Annotated in this window: 19 protein-coding genes and 2 pseudogenes; 8 read left to right on the forward strand and 13 right to left on the reverse strand. The window is 66.8% G+C overall.

Annotated elements, in window-relative coordinates; genetic code table 11:
- Positions 1 to 268: 268 nt before the first annotated feature.
- Together ACQR3U_RS20250 and ACQR3U_RS20255 are read left to right on the forward strand one after the other, a co-directional pair.
- Positions 269 to 943 (forward strand): PaaI family thioesterase, encoded by a 675-nt coding sequence (locus tag ACQR3U_RS20250; protein WP_039584961.1) that lies wholly within the window; start codon positions 269 to 271, stop codon positions 941 to 943.
- Between the two features lie 223 nt (positions 944 to 1,166).
- Positions 1,167 to 1,556, forward strand: a complete 390-nt coding sequence (locus ACQR3U_RS20255; RefSeq protein ID WP_230811335.1) for a hypothetical protein — start codon at positions 1,167 to 1,169, stop codon at positions 1,554 to 1,556.
- 427 nt (positions 1,557 to 1,983) lie between these two features.
- On the opposite strand, the gene ACQR3U_RS20260 is transcribed toward ACQR3U_RS20255, so the two are convergent.
- Both ACQR3U_RS20260 and ACQR3U_RS20265 read right to left on the reverse strand, forming a co-directional pair.
- Positions 1,984 to 2,133 (reverse strand): hypothetical protein, encoded by a 150-nt coding sequence (locus ACQR3U_RS20260; RefSeq protein WP_006553103.1) that lies wholly within the window; start codon positions 2,131 to 2,133, stop codon positions 1,984 to 1,986.
- A gap of 105 nt (positions 2,134 to 2,238) precedes the next feature.
- Positions 2,239 to 3,774, reverse strand: coding sequence for an amino acid permease (locus ACQR3U_RS20265; protein ID WP_006553104.1), 1,536 nt, complete (start codon positions 3,772 to 3,774; stop codon positions 2,239 to 2,241).
- Positions 3,775 to 3,993: 219 nt separating this feature from the next.
- Here ACQR3U_RS20265 and ACQR3U_RS20270 point away from each other — a divergent pair, with 219 nt between their 5' ends.
- Positions 3,994 to 4,500 (forward strand): Lrp/AsnC family transcriptional regulator, encoded by a 507-nt coding sequence (locus ACQR3U_RS20270; RefSeq protein WP_006553105.1) that lies wholly within the window; start codon positions 3,994 to 3,996, stop codon positions 4,498 to 4,500.
- A gap of 90 nt (positions 4,501 to 4,590) precedes the next feature.
- Here the strand turns inward: ACQR3U_RS20270 and ACQR3U_RS20275 are convergent, their stop codons facing one another.
- The 7 genes and pseudogenes from ACQR3U_RS20275 to ACQR3U_RS20305 all read right to left on the reverse strand — a co-directional run bounded on the left by ACQR3U_RS20275 (position 4,591) and on the right by ACQR3U_RS20305 (position 11,966).
- Positions 4,591 to 5,676: a Glu/Leu/Phe/Val family dehydrogenase gene (locus ACQR3U_RS20275; protein WP_230811334.1), complete on the reverse strand. Its 1,086-nt coding sequence runs from the start codon at positions 5,674 to 5,676 to the stop codon at positions 4,591 to 4,593.
- 35 nt (positions 5,677 to 5,711) lie between these two features.
- The gene (locus tag ACQR3U_RS20280) at positions 5,712 to 9,170 is read right to left on the reverse strand and encodes an indolepyruvate ferredoxin oxidoreductase family protein (RefSeq protein WP_230811333.1); all 3,459 of its coding nucleotides are present in this window, start codon (positions 9,168 to 9,170) and stop codon (positions 5,712 to 5,714) included.
- A gap of 217 nt (positions 9,171 to 9,387) precedes the next feature.
- Positions 9,388 to 9,559 (reverse strand): annotated as a pseudogene (locus tag ACQR3U_RS20285) (ANTAR domain-containing protein); the annotation flags it as partial.
- Between the two features lie 327 nt (positions 9,560 to 9,886).
- A complete protein-coding gene (locus tag ACQR3U_RS20290; protein ID WP_024101985.1) occupies positions 9,887 to 10,300 on the reverse strand; it encodes an SPW repeat protein in 414 nt (137 codons plus the stop codon).
- A gap of 172 nt (positions 10,301 to 10,472) precedes the next feature.
- Positions 10,473 to 11,471 (reverse strand): zinc-binding alcohol dehydrogenase family protein, encoded by a 999-nt coding sequence (locus ACQR3U_RS20295; protein WP_039584970.1) that lies wholly within the window; start codon positions 11,469 to 11,471, stop codon positions 10,473 to 10,475.
- A gap of 4 nt (positions 11,472 to 11,475) precedes the next feature.
- A complete protein-coding gene (locus tag ACQR3U_RS20300) occupies positions 11,476 to 11,718 on the reverse strand; it encodes a hypothetical protein (protein ID WP_230811331.1) in 243 nt (80 codons plus the stop codon).
- A gap of 50 nt (positions 11,719 to 11,768) precedes the next feature.
- Complete coding sequence (locus tag ACQR3U_RS20305) at positions 11,769 to 11,966, reverse strand: hypothetical protein (RefSeq protein ID WP_006552608.1); 198 nt, start codon at positions 11,964 to 11,966, stop codon at positions 11,769 to 11,771.
- Positions 11,967 to 12,114: 148 nt separating this feature from the next.
- Here ACQR3U_RS20305 and ACQR3U_RS20310 point away from each other — a divergent pair, with 148 nt between their 5' ends.
- Together ACQR3U_RS20310 and ACQR3U_RS20315 are read left to right on the forward strand one after the other, a co-directional pair.
- On the forward strand, positions 12,115 to 12,267 hold the full coding sequence (locus tag ACQR3U_RS20310; protein ID WP_019290944.1) for a hypothetical protein: 153 nt from the start codon (positions 12,115 to 12,117) through the stop codon (positions 12,265 to 12,267).
- 19 nt (positions 12,268 to 12,286) lie between these two features.
- On the forward strand, positions 12,287 to 12,661 hold the full coding sequence (locus ACQR3U_RS20315; protein ID WP_230811330.1) for a hemerythrin domain-containing protein: 375 nt from the start codon (positions 12,287 to 12,289) through the stop codon (positions 12,659 to 12,661).
- A 41-nt stretch (positions 12,662 to 12,702) separates the two neighbouring features.
- Here the strand turns inward: ACQR3U_RS20315 and ACQR3U_RS20320 are convergent, their stop codons facing one another.
- Together ACQR3U_RS20320 and ACQR3U_RS20325 are read right to left on the reverse strand one after the other, a co-directional pair.
- Positions 12,703 to 13,182, reverse strand: coding sequence for a DUF421 domain-containing protein (locus ACQR3U_RS20320; RefSeq protein WP_024101989.1), 480 nt, complete (start codon positions 13,180 to 13,182; stop codon positions 12,703 to 12,705).
- On the reverse strand, positions 13,182 to 13,703 hold the full coding sequence (locus tag ACQR3U_RS20325) for a hypothetical protein (protein ID WP_230811329.1): 522 nt from the start codon (positions 13,701 to 13,703) through the stop codon (positions 13,182 to 13,184). The genes ACQR3U_RS20320 and ACQR3U_RS20325 overlap by 1 nt, the downstream gene beginning before the upstream one ends.
- A gap of 194 nt (positions 13,704 to 13,897) precedes the next feature.
- Here ACQR3U_RS20325 and ACQR3U_RS20330 point away from each other — a divergent pair.
- From ACQR3U_RS20330 to ACQR3U_RS20340, 3 genes and pseudogenes are all read left to right on the forward strand, one after another.
- Positions 13,898 to 14,811, forward strand: a pseudogene (locus ACQR3U_RS20330) (manganese catalase family protein).
- 122 nt (positions 14,812 to 14,933) lie between these two features.
- The gene (locus ACQR3U_RS20335) at positions 14,934 to 16,226 is read left to right on the forward strand and encodes an ATP-grasp domain-containing protein (RefSeq protein ID WP_230811328.1); all 1,293 of its coding nucleotides are present in this window, start codon (positions 14,934 to 14,936) and stop codon (positions 16,224 to 16,226) included.
- A 12-nt stretch (positions 16,227 to 16,238) separates the two neighbouring features.
- Positions 16,239 to 18,281, forward strand: a complete 2,043-nt coding sequence (locus ACQR3U_RS20340) for a CocE/NonD family hydrolase (RefSeq protein ID WP_230811327.1) — start codon at positions 16,239 to 16,241, stop codon at positions 18,279 to 18,281.
- Positions 18,282 to 18,370: 89 nt separating this feature from the next.
- On the opposite strand, the gene ACQR3U_RS20345 is transcribed toward ACQR3U_RS20340, so the two are convergent.
- Entirely contained in the window at positions 18,371 to 18,829 is a 459-nt protein-coding gene (locus tag ACQR3U_RS20345; RefSeq protein ID WP_230811326.1) for a DUF6098 family protein, read from the reverse strand.
- Between the two features lie 81 nt (positions 18,830 to 18,910).
- On the reverse strand, positions 18,911 to 20,431 hold the full coding sequence (locus tag ACQR3U_RS20350; RefSeq protein WP_230811325.1) for a sugar transferase: 1,521 nt from the start codon (positions 20,429 to 20,431) through the stop codon (positions 18,911 to 18,913).
- Positions 20,432 to 20,665 lie beyond the last annotated feature (234 nt).

Raw genomic sequence — 20,665 nt, forward strand, 5'->3', positions numbered from 1 at the left:
GACGTTGTTGCTCCTCGCAACAAACCGTGCCGCGTCTCCTCCCCTTTTCGACTCGGCACGGACGGACCCCGTCGGCCCCTCCCCTCGTTGAGCCGACGGGGTTCTCTCATCGATTCCCCCCCATGCGGTGGCTCACACATTTTCGTACAGAGCGGTCCGTCTGGCGGATCTTGCGGCGATCCCGTACAGCGGCAGCAGAACTTGACTCGTCCACAGTGCGCGCGGTCGACTACTTTCTTTCACTACGCTCACGATCCGGAGAACCCTGATGACCGATTCCATCCTCGAGCTCTACGTCAACGACGGATTGTCCGACGAGGAAATCGATCAGCAGAGGGCCACCTACGGTCCGCTCACCGGAGACGTGCGCGAGCTGATCCAACTCGCACTGCAGACGCGTGTGGATGCCGACGACGTCGCGCGGGCGCGGGAACATCTCGCAGCCGCGCGCGAGATCCTCGAACGCGACCGGGAGGACGGCCCGTACGGCACCCGGTTCAACGATTCGGGCCGATTCCGTAACTGGGGAAACGCCGCAATAGGCTTGCGCAACGCGATCGCCCCGATCGGCGGCATCCACGAGGACGACGACGGACGCGTGTGGACGGACATCCACCTCGGTCCCGTCTACGAGGGGCCGGCCGGGCACGTGCACGGCGGGGTCTCCGCACTGCTGCTCGACCAGATCCTCGGCGACGCCGCGCGCATCTCGGGATATCCAGGGATGACGGGCACGCTCGCCATCCGCTACCGCAAGCGCACTCCCCTCGGCGCTCTGCGCGTGGAGGCGAAACTCGACCGCGTCGAGGGACGTAAGGCGTTCGTCGTGGGGCACATCGCCGACTCGGAGGGGATCTGCGTGGAAGCGGAAGGCATCTTCATCGCTCCGGTGTGGATGGTTCAGCAGCGTGACTCGTTCGCGGAGATACCGAGACCCGAATAGGCTCACAACGCCCATGGTCGACTATCAGGGTTGTGAGCCTCACCTGTGCGTTGTGAACCTCCGGACGCCGGAGCCGACGATCAGGTGCTTGCTCTGACGACCGTCACCCTGCAACGCCTGAGCTGATGCTCCTGTTGTGAGGGTCACGACTTGCGACTCGGTAGGTCCGGCTCCTCCGCCAGTACAGTTGATCGATATCCGGCAGGAGCGAGAGGAGTCGACCGTGCAGAACGCCGTGTTCTACTCGCTCGTCGCGATGTGTTCGTTGTTCGCCGCGTCGACGTGGTGCCTCTCGCGCCCCCACCTGCTGTCGAGCTCGGCCGCGTTCGTGGCCTCCGGGCTCTGGGTGCTGATGAACGGACCTCTCGAGGGTCGTGTGCTGTACTCGGTGACGCCGAATCACGGACTGACCGAGGCCGACCTGCTCTCGGGAGTGGGCGTGTGCATCGCAGCCTGGGGTTTCTGGACGACGCGGAACCGTCGGCGACGGCGGCGTTCGCAGCGACCGGCGTCGTACCGCAGGCATCCCGACGGGTCCAGAGCCATGCCGACCCCCGTCTTTCCGGCGGAAAGCGACGTCGAAGCGGGCCCCATCCGCCGCAAAGCAGGGTGAACGTCTCGGTTCGACCCCGAGAAGATTCTCAGGTCTCGTTTCAGTATCGACTCTGGACGAGTGCCCAGCTGTCACCTAAGCTCCAAAGCGGCCACGGCGTAGGTGGCCGTGTCTCCCTAGAGTCCTCCCCGACACAGGAGATACAGCGCGAGGCCCCCGCCGGCTCCTCCCCTCGAATCGCTGGCGGGGGCCCTTCCCTGTCGGCCTCCCCGACGACAGGGGCAGATCGATGGTAATCAGGTCCCGATGTCCGATTCGTCCTGCGTTCGGACGAAACGCCGAGTAACCCTTGTGACCTTCGTCTCTGCGGCGCTGTTCACAGCATAGAGCAATCTGCTCACTCGCGTGCATAGGTCTTTCTCGAGTTCACCGAAAGATCAACTCGCAGAGTCCGTTCTGCCGCTTTCGCGCGCTTCGCACTCTTCCGTCAGGCACGATCCGCCAGCTCGGCGTGCCCGGCCTGACGAGCACAATGCGCGCAGCAGAAGACGGCATCCGCCGACTCCACGCCGTGCCCGAGGATGCGGCAGTGACAGTGGGCGCACTGCGGCGCCATCTCCTCCTCTTCCGGCGTCACGATCGGACGGTGTCTGCTTTCCTTCCGGTCGGGTACCCGGGAACCGCCGGAACACACGAGCCCGCCCACACCGATTCGGTGCGGTCGGGCTCGTGGACGACGGATCTATACCGGTTCAGGTTCCCTCGCTTCGTGCTTCGCGGCTTCCTGCTGCGCGGCCTCGAGCTTCAGGCGTTGTCCGAGCACCGACTTGCGGCGACCGTAGACGAAGTAGATCGCCACTCCCAGGACCATCCAGACGGTGAAGCGGATCCACGTCTCGACCGAGAGGTTGAGCATGAGCCAGCCGCAGGCGAGGACCGCGAGGATCGGGACCAGCGGCACGAGCGGCACCCGGAATCCGCGGGGCAGGTCGGGGCGGGTACGGCGGAGCACCATCACGCCGACGCAGACCAGGACGAAGGCGAACAGCGTGCCGATGTTGACCATCTCCTCGAGCACACCCATCGGGAACACCGCGGCGAGGACGGCCACGACACCACCGACCATCAGGGTGATGCGCACGGGCACACCCTTGTGGTTCGTGACGGCGAGCTTGCGGGTGACGAGTCCGTCGCGGGACATCGCGAACAGCACGCGGGTCTGGCCGAGCATCATCACCATCACGACGGTGGTGAGGCCGGCGAGGCCACCGATGTTGATGGCCATCTGCGCCCAGGTGATGCCGTGTGCCTCGAAGGCCGTGGCCAGCGTGGCACTGCCGTCACCGACCAGCTCGCTGCCGGTGCGCAGGTCGGTGTACTTCACCATGCCGGTGAGCACGAGCGTGACGCCGACGTACAGGACGGTGACGATCGCCAGCGAACCGAAGATGCCGCGGGGCAGGGCCTTCTGGGGGTTCTTGGTCTCCTCGGCGGTGGTGGCGACGACGTCGAAGCCGATGAAGGCGAAGAAGACCAGGCTCGCTGCGGCGAGGAGGCCGTACCAGCCGTAGGTGCTGCCGCCCGCGCCGGTGAGCGCCGAGAACAGCGACTGATGCAGACCGGATGCGGCGCTCTCCGCCTCTTCGGCCTGCGGGACGTACGGCGAGTAGTTGGACTTGTCGATGTAGAAGATGCCGACGACGATGACGAGCAGGACCACCGCGACCTTGATGGCGGTGACGACGGCGGAGACCCGCGACGAGACCTTGGTGCCGATCGCGAGGATGATCGTGATGGCGCCGACGATGAGCAGCGACCCCCAGTCGACCGTGATCGGTCCGAGGTCGATCGACGCGTCCCCGCCGAACATGCCCCCGAGATACATCGACCATCCCTTGGCGACGACGGCGGAGGCGAGGGCGAACTCGAGGATCAGGTCCCATCCGATGATCCAGGCGACGAACTCACCGAAGGTGGCGTAGGAGAAGGTGTAGGCGCTGCCGGCGACCGGTACCGCAGAGGCGAACTCCGCGTAACACAGTGCGGCGAGACCGCACGCGATCGCGGCGAGGACGAACGCCAGCGAGATGGACGGTCCGGCGAGATTGCCGGCGGTGCGGGCGGTGAGGGTGAAGATTCCGGCTCCGACCACGACGGCGACGCCGAACACGGTCAGATCCTTGGCGGTCAGTTCTCGTCGTAGCCGCGAACCGGGTTCATCGGTATCCGCGATCGACTGTTCGACGGATTTGGTCCGCCAGATGCCGACTCCGGGCATTGTGTGCTCCTCGGGGTGATTGCGGCGCCCGCCACGCCCGGTCCGGGCGAGGGGTAGGCATGTCGCTCACTTCGCGCGCATTACGTTGCAGCAAGCAGTGTTTGCGTGAGCATTTGATGTAGCAATCATGGCACTGGCTCGTGAAGTGTCAATATCTTTCTGTTCGGCTGAGCATTATGCTCGAGTGGTGACGCGCATCACAACGGAAAGGGTGTCATCGTGTTCAGTCTCGACCGGCTCGACGCAGCTCTCCTCGGAGAGCTCACGCACAACCCCCGGGCAGGAATCGTCGACCTGTCGGCGAAGCTCGGCATCGCCCGCAACACCGTGCAGTCGCGCATCAGAAAACTCGAGGAGTCCGGTGCCGTCACCGGATACCGACCGGTCGTCGACCTGCCGAAGCTGGGTGTGCCGCTGCAGGCGTTCATCGGCGCCGAGCTCGTCCAGGCACAGATGGGGCATGTGATCGCCCAATTAGGCCGATTCCCAGAGGTATTGGAAGTCCACGCGACAACGGGCCGGGAGGATCTCCTGATCCGGATGGCGGCGCAGTCCCAGGAGGACCTCCTGTTGGTCCTCGAACGGCTCCACGCCATCGAGGGCGTCGCGCACACCACCACGACGCTCGCGCTCACCACACCGATCGAGTACCGGACGCAGCCACTCGTCGAGCACATCACCCGCAATGCGGGGCACGGGCGTTCCTCGTCGGCCGGAAACTCCTGAAGACACGAGAAGGGGAGGCACCTCGCGGCACCTCCCCTTGTTCCCCTGTGCGGATCAGTTCCCCTGTGCGGATCAGTCCCCCTGTGCGGATCAGGCAGTATCGATGCGGCGCTCGGCGATCCGGTTGGCCGCTGCGCCCGGCGTGACGCCGAGAGTGCTGGAGACTTCGAAGATCTCGGCGGTGCGCTCGAAGATCGACTCCACTCCTGTGCGGACGACGTCGGCGGCGGATCCGTCGACCTCGCCGGCGACCTGGATCAGTCCGCCCGCGTTCGCGACATAGTCGGGTACCCAGACGATTCCGCGCTTGCCCAGCAGGCCCTCCACCTCGGGCTGCGCGAGCTGGTTGTTGGCCGCACCGCACACGAGACGTGCGTCGAGGTGGGCAGCGGTGATCGAGGTCAGCGTGCCGCCGAGAGCGCACGGGGCGTAGACGTCGGCGGACGAGGCGACGACGTTGTCGGTGACCTGCGCCGGGAACTCGTCGACCACGCGGGCGACCGCGGCGGGGTTCACGTCGGAGACGATCACCTCGGCACCGTCGGCGACGAGCAGCTTCACGAGTTCGTAACCGACCTTGCCGAGACCCTCGACACCGACCGTGCGACCCGCGAGAGTCGTTTCGCCCCAGACCGTCCGAGCGCCGGCACGCATGGCCTGGAAGACACCGAGCGCGGTCAGCGGCGAGCTGTCGCCGGATCCGCCGGCGGCGACGGTGCGCCCCACGGCGTGGGCGGTGTGCCGGCCCACCACGTCGAGGTCCTCCGCGCGGGTTCCCACGTCGGCGGCGGTGATGTAGCGACCACCGAGTGACTCGACGAATCGTCCGTAGGCGGCGAGCAGTTCGTCGTTCTTGTCCATCTTCGGATCACCGATGATGACGGCCTTGCCGCCACCGAGGTTCACACCGGACACCGCGGCCTTGTAGGTCATGCCCCACGACAGTCGCAGCACGTCCTCGAGTGCCGACATCTCGTCCGCGTAGGGGTAGAAGCGGGTGCCGCCGAGGGCGGGTCCGAGTGCGGTGGAATGGATCGCGACGATGGCGCGCAATCCGGTGGCCGCGTCGTGATGGAAGACGACCTCTTCGTGGGGACGGTCGGTCAGGCGGGCCGAGCGGCCGAACACGCCGTCGGACGTGGTGAACTCGGGGAGGTCGAGGGCAGAGGTGGTCATCGGTGGGTTCCTTTGCAGCAGAGGGTGTTCGTGCTTCAGAAGTCGGTGTCGATGCCGAGCTCGGCGAGGCGGGCCCGGTACTGCTCGACGGAGCGGAGCTTGACGTCCTCGTAGCCGCGCACCATGTCGGGCAGGGCCGCGATCTCGGCGGCGCGGTCGTAGGAGTCGACGTCCAGGCCGGCGGCGAGCCGCTGGATCGTGGCGGTGTAGTGGGCGAGCAGAGCACGCTCGACGCGGCGGACGTGGGCGTAGCCGAAGGGATCGAGCTTCGTGCCGCGCAGACGCTTCGCCTTGGCCAGAGCCTTCAGCGCGACATGCGATTTCGGTCCGAAGCCGACCTTCTTCTCACGGCCGAGTGCGCGCAGCGCCGGCGGATGCAGGCGGTAGGTCAGCTTGCGCCCACCGGGGACCTGGCCCTGCACCTCGTCGAGGAAGGCCGGGTCGACGAGCATGCGGGCGACCTCGTACTCGTCCTTGTAGGCGGTGAACTTGAACAGTCCGCGGGCGACGGCCTCGCTGAAGTCCGTGCGGTTCGTGACGCGGCGCTCGGCCTCCCAGGCTGCCTGCACCTGCCCGATGTAGCGGGCGGCGAGGGCTTCGCTCTGGAAGTCGATCAGCGACGCGGTGCGGATCCGCACGAGCCGCTCGACCTCACCCGTGAAGGTGGTGCCGGCGAACAGACGCTCCGGTGCGACGGTGGCAACGCGCTCCGGGCGGGCCGGTTCGGTCGCGGCGGCGAAGGCCGCGGGATCCGCGACGGCCACCCGGCCCCAGCGGAAGGCGGCGATGTTGGTCGCGACGGCCACACCGTTGATCTCGATGGCCTCCTCGATGGCGTCGGCGGGGATCTCGAGTCCGCCGAGCTGGTGGGCGGCGCCCACGACGAGGAAGTTCGCGGCCGAGGTCTCACCGAACAGCGCCTGGGCTGCGGCGAGGGCGTCGAACGAGACGGTCGTGCGGGTCGCGGTGTCGAGGCGGGCGAGCAGGTCGTGCTCGTCGGGGTGCCGGACAGAGCGGTCGTAGACCATGTCGCCGGTGGGGACGCGGCTCGTCGACGCGACTGCCACGGTCTCCTCACGGTTCGCGTAGGCGAGGTTCTTCGGCTCGGTCGCGGTGAGCAGGTCGAGCGCGAGCAGAGCGGTGGCACCGCCCGGACCGACGCGGTTGCCGGGCTCGAGTCCGTCGGCGGCGAAGCGCAGGTGGGAGACCACCGGGCCGGCTTTCTGGCTCATGCCGATCTGGTCGAGCGACTCGACCTCGAATCCGGCGCGTAGCGCGGCCGTTGCGAGCACCTGGTTGACGGTGACGATGCCGGTGCCGCCGATGCCCGCGAGGAAGACGTTGCGGGTGCCCTTCGGGGTGTCGATGGCGGCGTCCGGGATGCGCGGCGGGGTCGGAGCCTTGCGGCGCTTGGGTTTCTCCGGCGACGTCTCGACGGTCACGAAGGACGGGCAGTCGCCGTCGAGGCACGAGTAGTCGGTGTTGCAGGAGGTCTGATCGATGCGGGTCTTCGAACCGAATTCGGTGTCGACCGGCTGCACCGACAGGCAGTTGCTCTTGACGCCGCAGTCGCCGCAGCCCTCGCACACCGCTTCGTTGATGACGACGCGGGTCGTGCGGGCGGGCAGGGTGCCACGCTTGCGCTGACGGCGCGCGTCGGCGGCGCAGTGCTGGTCGTAGATGAGCACGGTGACGCCCTCGATCTCGCGCAGCAGCTTCTGCGCCTCGTCGAGCCGGTCGCGGTGCCAGACCTCGGTGCCGCGGGCAAGGGTGCGCTTGCGGAGGCGCTTCGGTTCGTCGGAGCAGATGATGATCTTGCGGACACCCTCGGTGGTGAGCTTGTGGGTCAGCGCCGGGATCTTCAGGGCGCCTTCGGCGTCCTGCGCGCCGGTCATCGCCACGACGTCGTTGTAGAGCAGCTTGAAGGTGATGTTCACGCCGGCGGCGACGCACGCCTGGACGGCGAGCTGACCGGAGTGGAAGTAGGTTCCGTCGCCGAGGTTCTGGAACATGTGGCCGATGTCGGTGAACGGCGCCTGGCCGATCCACTGCGCACCTTCGCCACCCATCTGGGTCAGGCCGGTGACGGCGCTGTCCTTGCGGCCGGACAGGGTGACGAGGGTGTGACAGCCGATGCCGCCGCCGCCGATCGAACCCTCCGGCAGTGCGGTGGATCGGTTGTGCGGGCAGCCGCTGCAGAAGGTAGGGGTGCGCTGGGTCGACAGCACCTCGAGCGACAGCTGTGGCAGGGGTGCGGGGCCGAGTTCGACGTGGCCGCGGAGCACGCGACGCAGCGGGCCGCGCAGGCGACCGGCGGTGAGCTCACCGTCGACGGGCACGAGCGGGCGGCCGTCGGCGTCCTTCTTGCCGACGATCTGCGGGGCGTTCGCGGTGCCGTAGAGGATCTCGCGGATCTGGGTCTCGACGAAGGCGGTCTTGTCCTCGACCACGATCAGTTCGTCGAGGCCGCGGGCGAATTCGCGGACGATCTCGGGACCGATGGGGTACGGCATGCCGATGCGCAGCAGGCGGATGCCGGCGCGGTGCAGCGCGGCGTCGTCGACACCGAGGTCGAGCAGGGTCTGGCGCAGGGCGTCGAAGGTGGTGCCGGTGGCGGCGAGGCCGACGCGGGCCTGCGGCGGGTCGACCTCGATCACGTCGAGGCCGTTGAGGCGGCCGTATTCCTGGACGATCTTCCAGCGCGGGCCGTAGAGGTCGGCCTCGGCGATGACGCTGTCGCCGGGCGCGGCCATGGGGCGCTGCTTGTAGACGAACGGCCGTCCTTCCCATTCGATCTCGGGGACCGCGATGGGCAGGTCGGAGATGGAGCCGTCGACGGACCAGGCGCCGTCGGCGACGTCCGCGACGATCTTGAGGGCGACGAGGCAGCCCGAGGCACGCGACAGCGCGACGCCGTGCAGGCCCATCGTGACGATCTCGGCGGCGTTGCGCGGGAACAGGACCGGGATGCCGAGGGCGGCGAGGGATCGCTCGCTGACGGCGGGCACGGTCGACGACTTCGACGCGGGGTCGTCACCCACCATGAGCAGCACGCCGCCGTTCGGGTTCACGCCGTACATGTTGGCGTGACGCAGCGCGTCGGTGGCGCGGTCGAGGCCGGGGCCCTTGCCGTACCAGACACCGACGACGCCGTCGTGAGTCGGTGTGCCGGCGCCGAGCTGTCCCTGGCTGCCCCACACCGCGGTGGCGGCGAGTTCCTCGTTGAATCCGGGCACGAAGGTGATGTCGTGCTCGGCGAGGACCTTCGGCATGCCGTGGAGCATCTTGTCGAGACCACCGAGGGGGCTGCCCTGATATCCGGAGACGAAGGTCGCCACCCGGCGACCGTCCCGCATGGCCCGTACCTGCTGTTCGACGAACAGCCGGGCGATGGCCTGCACGCCGGTGAGCAGCACGGTGCCGGAGCCCGAGCGATATCGGTCGTCGAGGTCGTAGGGAAGTCGTTCGCTCTCCCGGATTACGGTCTCGGTCATTGCGTACCACCCGTCCTTCGTCGCGGCGTCCGATTGTGTCTGCGCCACTTCGATCGCGTCATTTGGTACAGCAATAGTTGATTGAGCTAGGCGAACTCGTCAACATAAGATTTTCCAGCGCATCATTTTGATCAGATGTGATGCACGACACACTGAATGGATGCGCACGGTGCTCAGTTCCGGGCGATCCGGCGCATCCGCCTGGGGAGGATTCGCTCTACCGTTCACGCGGAGGTCGGGCGGTCTCGACCACTTCGACGGCAAGGTCGCGCACGAGTTGGTTGCGCTCCTGGGACAACCTGCGCAGCATTTCGAATGCGCTCTCCGCGTCGAGGCCGAAGCCGTTCCATGAGAACGCCCTTCGCCTGCCCGATGACATCCCTCGAAGCACCCAGACGGGCCGCTCGGGAAGCGAACGCGGGCCATCGGTCGTCGTGCATCTCACGAGCGAGTTCCTCGATGGATTCTCGCACTTGTCGTTCGAACCTCACCGAGTCCGCACTACGAGCGCCGCGGCCTTCACCGGTGTCCATACTGCATCGTGGCATCGAAACGGCGACGGGGTTGCAGCGTTCGACCGAGGGGTATTGCCCTCGGTAGCCGGAATCGGTGTCCGGACGCCGCACCCGGTGAGGTGCTGCCGGTTCAGACATGCAGCCGGCAGCACCGTCCGGGTCCCGTATACCCGGGTTACTGCATCCCGGGCTACTGCACCGTCAACGCGAACGGTCCATCAGGCCGGTTCCCATCGCAGCCGCGGCCACGCCCAGGACGAACACGATCGCACCCACGATGACGTGGGACCAGATCATGGACGTACTGGTATCTACTCCGCTGACCAGCCACGGCGAGACGAACAACCACAGACCGAGCAGCGGCGCGACGAACGCCAGGCCGTGGGTGCGGCCGTAGGCCGAACCGAGCGCCATGGCGAGCAGTGCGACCGCGAGGCCGCAGATCAGATTGGTGGTGGCGAGTGCCGTCTGATCGGCGAAGCCGATGATCCAGGCGGATGCCGCCGCGTACAGACCGGCAACCATCATCAATCCGTCGGTGACCTGGACTGTGGGCTGTTCGCCCATCCGGTCGTAGCGTTCGCGCATCTCGACGATGTCGGGATGGGTGTGCATTGCAGAATGAGCCGATGATGTCGACATTGTCCTCATCTCCTCGTGGGTGAGAAGTCCGAGGGGCCCTCCTGGGTCCGACACTATTATCGTCGTCCCGGGCGGGATGTTCCCGTAGGGTAGAAAGTCCCGACTTGGTGATCTCGGGCGGAGCGCACCGTATCGATCCGGACCATCAGGGGACGAGGACGGCAGCGCCGCGCACGCGGTCGCCGGCGAGATCCGCCAGCGCGCGATCGGCGTCGTCCAGCCCGTATCGCATCGTCGCGACCCTGATGCGGTGCTGCCCGGCGAACGCGAGGAACTCCCGGGAATCCTTACGGGTATTGGCGGTCACCGACCGGATCTCGCGCTCGTAGAACAGGTGCCGCTGGTAGTTCAGCTGCGGAACGTCGGTCAGGTGGATGCCGGCGATCGAGAGGATGCCGCCGCGGTCGAGTGCTTCGAGTGCAGGCGGCACGAGGTCGCCGACGGGTGCGAAGAGGATGGCGGCGTCGAGGGGCACCGGTGGTGCGTCCGCGGCTCCCTGCACCGACGCGGCCCCGAGTTCGCGAGCGAGATTCCGCGCATCCTCACTCCTCGTCATGACGTGCACCTCGGCACCTCGCGCCAGGGCGACCTGCGCCGCGATGTGGGCGCTGCCGCCGAAGCCGTAGATGCCGAGCCTCCCGCCGTCGGGAACCGAGGCGCGCTTCAGCGCGCGGTAGCCGATGATGCCGGCACAGAGGAGCGGAGCGAGTTCGACGTCCTCGTATCCGTCGGGCAGCGGGAGGGCGTACGCCGCCGGTACGGCGACGAACTCGGCGTACCCGCCGTCCTCGTCCCAACCGGTGTATCTCGAATCCGGACACAGGTTCTCGTCGCCACGACGACAGTAGCGGCACTGCCCACAGGTCGAACGCAGCCAGGCCACGCCGACGCGGTCGCCGTCGGCGAACCCTTCGACCGCCTCCCCCACTCGATGGACCACCCCGACCACCTCGTGCCCCGGGACGACACCCGCCCGGTGGACGGGGAGATCGCCCTCGGCGACGTGCAGGTCGGTGCGGCACACACCGCACGCCAGCACGCGCACCAGAAGATCGTTCGGTCCGGTCTCGGGAAGCGGGACGGATTCGAACCGCAAAGGGTGACCGGCGACGGGGCCGGGCTCCACCACGCGCCACGCTCGCATCGACTCAGGCAGAGCCCGCCGGACCCCCGCCCTCCGGACCCCCGCCCTCCGGACCCCCGCCCTCCGAAGCTCCGCCGCCCGGACCTTCGGTGTGCCAGGGCCGCACATCCGGATCGTCGTCGGCCGGCGGCTCCGGATCGCGTGCCTCGTCGGCGCGGGTCGGACGGTTGGCGCGGATCATTCCTTCGGTTTCCTCTGCGAGCGCGTCGTCCTTCTTCGGACCGTGCTTGTCGCTCCCTCGTTCCATCTCTCTGCTCCTTCCGATGGTTCGCCGAGAATCCGTCTGTAACGCAGCGGCTACTCGGTTGCGGGTGGGACGTGGTCGGGGTCGTAGTCCTCGACGCCGGCGGCAATGCGTTCCTGCTCCGTGCGGTACTCGAGATAGTCGTCGTCGACGCGGTCCGGCGACTTGCCGTGCTCGCGCCGATCCTTGGGCGCGGACTCGGTCGGGTCGATCACGTCGTCGAGATCGGGAGTGTCGTGCGGTCCGGTCATGATCTTCCTCCGAACATTTCTCGGTGAAAGGCGGTCTCCCTAGGACTACCCCCGCCCGGCTCCCCGAACCACCTACCCCGGCAGGATGCGAATCCCCGTCGGTCGCCGGAGTGTTTGCCCTCGCCGGTAGTGGTGAACCCCTTGGTACATGAGCAGCACAGACGGTTCTGCCGATCCGTACGACGCAGCCGAAGATCCCGACGCCGATCCCGACAACCTACTCTCCAAGGCTCCGCAGCAGCCCGACCAGGCGGAGGGCGAGGACGAACCGGACGAGACCGGCGATACCGGACGATCCTGACCGTTCGAAGGAGACATCGATGACCGAAACCGCCCACGAGGGACCGAATTCCGGCGGCACGGAAGCCGTTGAACACGACAAGGAGGAGCACTACGAGATCGTGCAGGTGATGAAGCAACTCGAGGGCGCGGAAGCATCGAGTGCGGAGTTCACGACGTTGGTGAAGAAGTTGCAGGATCTTCTGCGCCACCACGCGAACGACGAAGAATCCGACCAGTTCCCGGCGTTGAGGACGCATCTCGGCAGGACACCCTCGTGGAGGTCGGCACCAAGGTACAGGCCGCCAAGAAGCTGGCCCCGACCCGGCCGCATCCGTCCGCGCCGCATTCCGAACTGTTCCATAAGACCGTCGGACCGGGGGTCGGCATGGTGGACCGACTGCGCGACGCACTGACCGGACGCAATACCTGAGCATCAGGACGGCGCGGCACCCCGTCACGCCGGGTCGGGTTCCTCCGGCGCGCCGTCCTGAGCGCTCGTCCGGGCGAAGAAGGAGATCCTCCCGTTCGTCTCGAGCACCGCGAGGTCGATGTCGGCGAACCGCCGGATGCCCTGTTGACGCGCGGCGGCCATGAGGTCGTCGAGGGACAGACGTTCCCGTTTCAGGTTCTGCAGGTCGGGTTCACCGTCCTGGACGATCACCACGGGGACCCCGTGCGTGATGCCGCGCATCCGCGGAAATCGGGCGTTGATCATCGACAGGGCCAGGGTCAGCACCGCGAAGACACCGATGGTGAGGACCGCACTCGTCATGGACACGTCGTCCTGCGTGATCCCCTGCTGCACGAGATCGCCCATGGCCACGAACAACACGAGTTGGAACGTGCTCAGTTCGCCGACACTCGATCGGCCGACGAGGCGGGTGATCCCCCACAGGAACAGGAACAGGACGAGCGCGCGGATCACGATTTCCATCAGGGCACCAGCCAGGTATCGAAATAGATTGTCACTGCCGATTTCTCGTCGTCCATCACCGAGACGGAGCCCGATTCGCCCCATTGCCTCCCGGCCCGGATCCGCACGTCGAGCGCGAAGGTGAACTCGTCGCCGGGTGGCGGGTCGAAGGTCAGGTACGCCAGCCCCTCGCCCGCGGTCTCCGAGGACGGCTCGGGCAGCCGGCCCCGCATCTCGAGAACCTCGAAATAGGACGTGTCGATCGCCAGGACGATCTCCCCGTCGAAACCGCCGTCACGGCGCACCGTCACCGCCCAGGGAACGTCGAGACCGGAGCGCGCGATGCGCGGATAGGTCAGTTCGAGTTCGTACCCGCCGCCCTGCGCAGTGGCCGTCGAACTCCGCACGCCGAGAAAACCCAGCACCCCGGCCACCAGCACGATCACGAGCACGGTCGCTGCAGCGGTCCGCAACCACGCCACGCCCTTGCTGCGAGCCACCTTCCCGACGTCGTCAAGGGTGGATTCCGGCCTGTTCTCCATCCCTCCACGTTGACACACAACCGGTGACAAACGGTGGATATCCCCAGGCGTTTGAGCTGCTCGAGCAGGGTAGCCGCACATAGCACCACGGGCCAACCGAGGCGGCGTCGAGACCAGGCGCCACGGGGTGTGTGCACAGTCGCGCCTTCTCGCGCGACAGGTCTTCGCACGACAATCGGCATTCGAGGAGCAACATGTTTCGTCACACAGACCATCTGCAGTTCGACGTCAAGCCGGAGAAGCCCGATCCCGTCTACGCCCGCAAACTCCAGGAGTTGATCGGCGGCGCGTACGGCGAGATGACCGTGACCATGCAGTACCTGTTCCAGGGCTGGAACTGTCGAATGCCCGGCAAGTACAAGGACATGATCATGGACGTTGCCACCGAGGAGATCGGGCACGTCGAAATGATCGCCACCATGGTGGCGCATCTCCTCGAAGGCGCACCCGCCACGGAGTCCACCAAGAACGCCGCCGCCGATCCGGTGGTCGCAGCGGTACTCGGCGGCATGGATCCTCAGCAGGCCATCATCTCCGGTGGCGGACCCACCCTCTCCGACAGCAACGGTGTGCCCTGGAACGGCCGCTTCATCGTGGCCAGCGGCAATCTTCTCGCCGATTTCCACGCCAACGTCGCCGCCGAAGCGCAGGGCAGAGTGCAGACAGCCCGGTTGTACAACATGACGGACGATCCGGGCGTCAAGGACATGCTCCGGTTCAACCTCGCCCGCGACACCTACCACCAGAACCTGTGGCTCGCGGCCATCGAGGAACTGAAGGCCGACGGTATCGAGCCCAGCCCGATCGCCCCGAACGCACTGTTCGACGAGGAGCACTCCGAGCACGCGTCCAGCCTGTGGCACCTGTCCGACGGCGCGGCCGCCGATCAGGGTCGCTGGGCGCACGGCACCGGCCCCGACGGCACGACACCCATGTCGTTCCTCGCCGACCCCGTCCCGCTGGGCGATGTGGCGGCGCACCGCCGCCGGACCCGAAGCTGTACGCGACCTACGACGGGTCCCAGGGCAAGCCCCGTTCTGCCGCAATGGGAACGGAGAAAGGACTCGTGGGCAAGGTCAAGGACGCCCTCGACCCCGAGACTCCCTGACCCCTTCCGATACAACCGCCCCGACTCGCGAGCCGGGGCGGTTGCGCGTGAAAGTACCTTTCCTGCGGTTTGTTTCGATACCGGTTTGTTTTGTGATGCGAGGGATCGGGAAGGCTTCATCTATGAGCACCAACATCTTCGTCCTCGGACTCACCGATATCCAGCGCAAGGAGCTCGAGACCGTACGCGGCGCCGAACAGCTGAGCTTCCACGGCCTCCTCGATTACGAAAGCCTGGTGGAGCCGGACGAATACGTGTTCGACGATCTCCTCGACGCCTGCCGGCGCGAACTCGACGACTTCCCTGGCAGCGTGGACGGGATCATCGCCCACTGGGACTTCCCCACCAGCGTGCTCGCCCCCATCCTCGCCGCCGAACGGAACATCCCCTCGCCGCCGCTGCGCAGCATCGTCGCCACCGAGCACAAGTACTGGAGCCGACTCGTCCAGAAGGAATCGGTCCCCGAGTGCCTCCCGCAGTTCAACTCGTTCGACCCCTTCGACGACAACGCCCTCGACAGCATCGAGCTCGACTTCCCGTTCTGGGTCAAGCCCGTGAAGTCGCATTCGTCGCAACTCGGATTCGAGATCCACAACGAGCAGGAATTCGCCGAGGCCCTCGTCGAGATCCGCGAGAAGATCGGACTCGTCGGTAACGCTTTCGACGAGGTTCTGCGCCGCGTCGACCTCCCGGACGAGATCGGGAAGAGCTCGGGCACCACCTGCCTCGCCGAGCAGGTCGTCAGCGGTACCCAGGCCGCCCCGGAGGGCACGATGTTCCAGGGACAGTTCAACGTCCACGGCGTGTTCGACATGCGCAAGGACGCCGCCGGGCACAGCTTCGAACGCCTCGACTACCCGGCGAGCACCGTGCCCGAAGAAGTGCAGGCACGCATGATCGACATCACCGAGCGCTACCTGCGCCAGGTCGGCTTCGACAACGGCTGCTTCAACTCCGAGTTCATGTGGGACGAGGAGAACGACAAGCTCTGGCTGATCGAGGTCAACACCCGGATCTCCCAGTCGCACAGCGAATTGTTCGCCAAGGTCGACGGCAGCTCCAACCACGAGGTGGCCATCGACATCGCCCTCGGCCGGCAGCCCCGCATGCCTTACCGGCAGGGCGAATACGCCGTCGCAGCGAAGTGCATCATCCCGCACTACGAGGACGGCATCGTCACGTCGGTGCCCTCGGAAGCCGACATCGCCCGTCTCCGCGAACGGATCCCCGGCGCCCTGGTGTGCATCGACGTCGCTCCCGGTGACCGGCTCGCCGATCTGCCCAACCAGGACGCCTACCGCTACGAACTGGGCACGATGTACATCGGCGCCGACAGCGTCGAACAGCTCGAGCAGCGCTATCACGAAGGCCTGGAGACACTTCCGTTCGCCTTCGATCCGGCACCCGAGGACTAGGAGAAGCACTACATGCGCACGATCACAGACCTCCCCCATGAGGTCCGTGTCATCGAGAACGTCTTCATCACGATGCGCGACGGCGTTCGGCTCGCGGCGCGGGTCTGGCTGCCCGTCGACGCCGAAGCACATCCGGTACCCGCTGTGCTGGAATACATCCCGTATCGCAAGCGGGACTCCACGCGCGGACGTGACGCGTTGAACCACCCCTACATGGCCGGCCACGGCTACGCCTGCGTGCGGGTGGACATGCGCGGCAGCGGCGACTCCGACGGGGTGCTACGCGACGAGTACCTCGCCGACGAGCACGACGACGCCTGCGAGGTCATCGAATGGCTTGCGGCGCAACCGTGGTGCGACGGTTCGGTCGGCATGATGGGCATCTCGTGGGGTGGCTTCAACAGCCTGCAGGTCGCGGCACGCCGGCCACCCGCCCTGAAGGCCATCGTCAGCGCTTCCGCCACCGAGGACCTGTACGTCGACAACATGCATTACATGGGTGGTTGCCTGTTGTCCGACAACCTGTCCGAGGCGACGGTGATGTTCGCCTTCAACAGCCTGCCTCCCGATCCCGCGATCGTCGGCGACCGCTGGCGCGAGATGTGGCACGAACGTCTCGAGGGCAGCGGCCTGTGGATCGAGAAGTGGCTCGAACACCAGCACCGGGACGATTACTGGAAGCGTGCCTCCGTCAACGAGGACTACTCGTCCGTGCGATGCCCGGTCCTCGCCGTGGGTGGCTGGGCCGACGGTTACACCAACGCCATCTTCCGGTTGATGGAACATCTCGACGTTCCCCGCCAGGGACTGATCGGACCGTGGGGCCACAAGTACCCGCATCTCGGGGTCCCCGGCCCGGAGATCGGTTTCCTGCAGGAGGTCGTGCGGTGGTGGGACCACTGGCTCAAGGGCGTCGACACCGGGATGATGGACGAACCGATGGTGCGTGCCTGGATGCAGGACTCCATCGAGCCGAACCCGTCCTACGCGGAACGTCCGGGCCGTTGGGTGGCCGAACCGTCGTGGCCGTCGCCGAACATCGAGAACCGCCGCTACACCTTCGACCGGTACGCGCTGCATCCCGACGACGACGGCACCCTCACCGTCGACGAACGGCCCCTGGCACTGCAATCCCCGTTGAGTGTCGGCATGTTCGCCGGCAAGTGGGCGTCCTACGCCGCGACTCCCGACCTGCCGTCGGATCAGCGCGAGGAGGATGGCGGTGCGCTCGTCTTCGAGACCGAGGCGCTCGACACCACGACGGAGGTTCTCGGCCGTCCCGAGCTGGAGCTCGAGGTCTCGTCCGACAGACCGGTGGCGATGCTCGCCGCCCGGCTGTCCGACGTCGCGCCCAACGGCGAGGCGACACGCGTGACCTACGGGTTGCTCAATCTCACGCATCGCGACAGCAGTGAGAAGCCGGAAGCCCTCGAGCCGGGAAGGCGCTACCGCGTCCGGATCGAGCTCAACGGCATGGGCCACGTGTTCCCGGCCGGGCACCGTCTGCGCCTGTCGCTGTCCACCTCCTACTTCCCGCTGGCGTGGCCGTCGCCGACACCCGCCGAGGTGACGGTGTACACCGGTGGTGGTCTGCATCTGCCGGTGCGCCCGTCCCGAGCGGAAGATACGCATCTGCGCGAATTCGGTGAACCGGAAGCGGCTCCGGAGCTCGGGATCACCCTGCTGCAGCCGGGCGAGCACCATTGGCGGACCACCCGCGACCTCGCGACCGGCGTGTCGACCCTCGACATCCTCGACGACCAGGGGTCGTTCCGGATCGACGAGACCGGTACGGTCATCCGGCGTCGCACGCAGGAGTGGTTCAGTTTCGGGGGTAACGATCCCAACTCCGTCCGCGGCGAGACGCAGACCGTGCGGCGCTACGAGCGGGACGACTGGCGCACCGAGGTCCGTACCCGCACGATCCTCACGTCCACTCCGGAGGAGTTCGTGATCAACGCGGAGCTCGACGCCTTCGAACTCGACGACGATCACGGCGATCGTCGCGTCCACTCACAGAGCTGGCAGCGCCGGACGCCGCGAGATCTGGTGTGACGCACACGCGAGATCCGGTGTGACACGCACACGGAAGCCCACCCCGCGATATGCCGGGGTGGGCTTCCTGCGTTCTGCGCGAACGGTTCTCAGTCGCTCCTGTGCGAATCACCGTCGACGTCGAAGTGCTCCTCGTACCACCTCTTCGCCTCGTCGAGCACATTCCTGCCGAGCCGGGCATGGGGCCGGACGCCGACGAGCAACGGTTCGTGGCCGGGACCGCGCCCGACCATCCTGCCCGTGAGGATCCAGACGAACCGACCGTCCTCGTCGCCGAACCCGGTGCACGTGCAGACACGGCGGGCGACCCAGTCCTTGACGGGCCGGCGCCACCACGGCTCCGGAGCGAGGGTGGTGGCGACGAGCCCGGGCAGGGTCACGTTCGCCTCGCGATCGCGGCTCGGCCCGTCCTCGGCATCCGCCGCCGGACCCTTCGAATACCGCAGGTAGAGCAGCGGATCCGTCGCGAGGTCGGCGAGCTGGTCGAGCGAGGTGATCAGCGGGATGTCGTCGGGATCGGGTTGGAAACCCCGCACGGACGTGTTCACCTTCGACTCCTCCTGCAGATCCCAGGGCGAAGTCGAAGGGTTCCCTGCCCACCGGCTACGAAACCCCGCACTGCGGTGGGGTCAGTAGGCGCCGTCGCTCGCGAGCACCGCGCGCACCGTCTTCACGACGATGAGCAGATCCTGCACCATCGACCAGTTCGCTACATAGAACAGATCGAGGCGGATGCGGTCGGCCTCGGACAGATCGGATCGCCCGGAGACCTGCCACAATCCCGTCATGCCGGGTCGCACCAGGATGCGGCGCGGAACGAAGCCCGGGATCTTCTCGCCCTCACCCACCGCGAGGGGACGCGGCCCCACGAGACTCATGTCGCGGGCGAGGACGTTGAACAGCTGTGGCAGTTCGTCGATGCTGGTGCGGCGGATGAACCGTCCCACCGGCGTGATCCGCGGGTCGCGGGCCGACTTGTAGAAGGTCGCGTCCTCCTGACCGGTCTGCGCGCGGACCGTATCGACCATCCGGTCGGCATCGACGACCATCGATCGGAACTTCCACATCCGGAAGACGGTGCCGCCCAGGCCGACGCGTTCCTGCCGATAGAAGACCGGACCGCCGTCCTGGAGTTTGGTCAGCGCGGCGACCACAAGCATGACCGGCGCCGCGATCGTGAGGGCGAGGACCGCGCACACGAGGTCGAAGGTCGTCTTGGCGATCCGATGCGACCCGCGGTACTGCGGCTCCTCGACGTGCACGAACGGCAACCCACCCACGGGATGCATCGACAGTCGCGGCAGGGCGATGTCGGTGACGCCGGGAGCCACCACGAGATCGACGCGATACGGCTCGAGTTCCCATGCGAGCTCGCCGATATCACCGTTCCCCCAGTGCGTTCCGGCAGCGATCGCGACGGTGTCGGCGCCGGAGAGCTTGACGGCGTTGATCACGTCGGTTTCCGCACCGAGTACCGGGATCTCCTGTCCGGCGACGGTGATGGTGCGCCCGCTCTCCCCCGTGTACCCGGTGGTGCACACACCGACGACGCGGTATCCGGCCGAGGTGTCGCGGACGAACGATCCGACCATCGCATCCACCGCGCGTTCGGAGCCGACGACGAGCACCGAGGTCCGGAACTCGCCCCGCACACGCCGGCGTTCGATCGAACGACGGCACCATCGACGTCCGAGCGGCAGAACGACCAGGCCGACCGGCATGGCCAGCAACACGTAGACCCGGATCGTGTCGAGGTCGGTGGCGAACGAGTCGACGAGGAACGAGGCGATCGCGAGCAGACCGAAGGTCTGCAGGGTGGCCCTCGTGACGAGCCGGTACTCCTCCTCGCCGCTGCCCACGATCGGCTTCTTGCGAGTTCCGTTGAGTGCCAGAATCGCAAGCCACAGGCCGGCCACCACGATCGCCGAGGCGAGTCCCCGGGTCACCGAGGACCCCGGGTCGACCGGTCCACCGATCATCGTCCCGGCCCCCTGCGCCAGGACGACGGTCGTGACGACGATCGTCGTGTCGGTGATCGCCAGCGACCGGAGATAGGTGCGCTGCCATTGTCTGCGCGGGACACTTCCGTGACCGTCGCTCGTGTCGTGGGTCGGCGCGTTGCGGCGCGCCAACTCGGGTCCGATCCCCATACTTCTCCTGCTTGCCTACTCCACGCGAAGTGGCCCCGACAGCCAGATGAACGATTCGGTGATTATGTCCGTCTTCTCGAAGGAACGCGAATCCTGTTTCAGTGCAATGGATCACAGTGACGCGGGTGATTCCAGCCTGAAGCGAAGAAGCTACGCGTAACTCGAGTTACTTGTGCGCGTAGTTACTTCAGCAAAGAACACATTCATGAAGCGGCGACGAACGCAGCTCGGCCG

Origin of the sequence: Rhodococcus sp. IEGM1339 (assembly GCF_050321925.1) — a bacterium.
Classification (GTDB): domain Bacteria; phylum Actinomycetota; class Actinomycetes; order Mycobacteriales; family Mycobacteriaceae; genus Rhodococcus; species Rhodococcus pyridinivorans.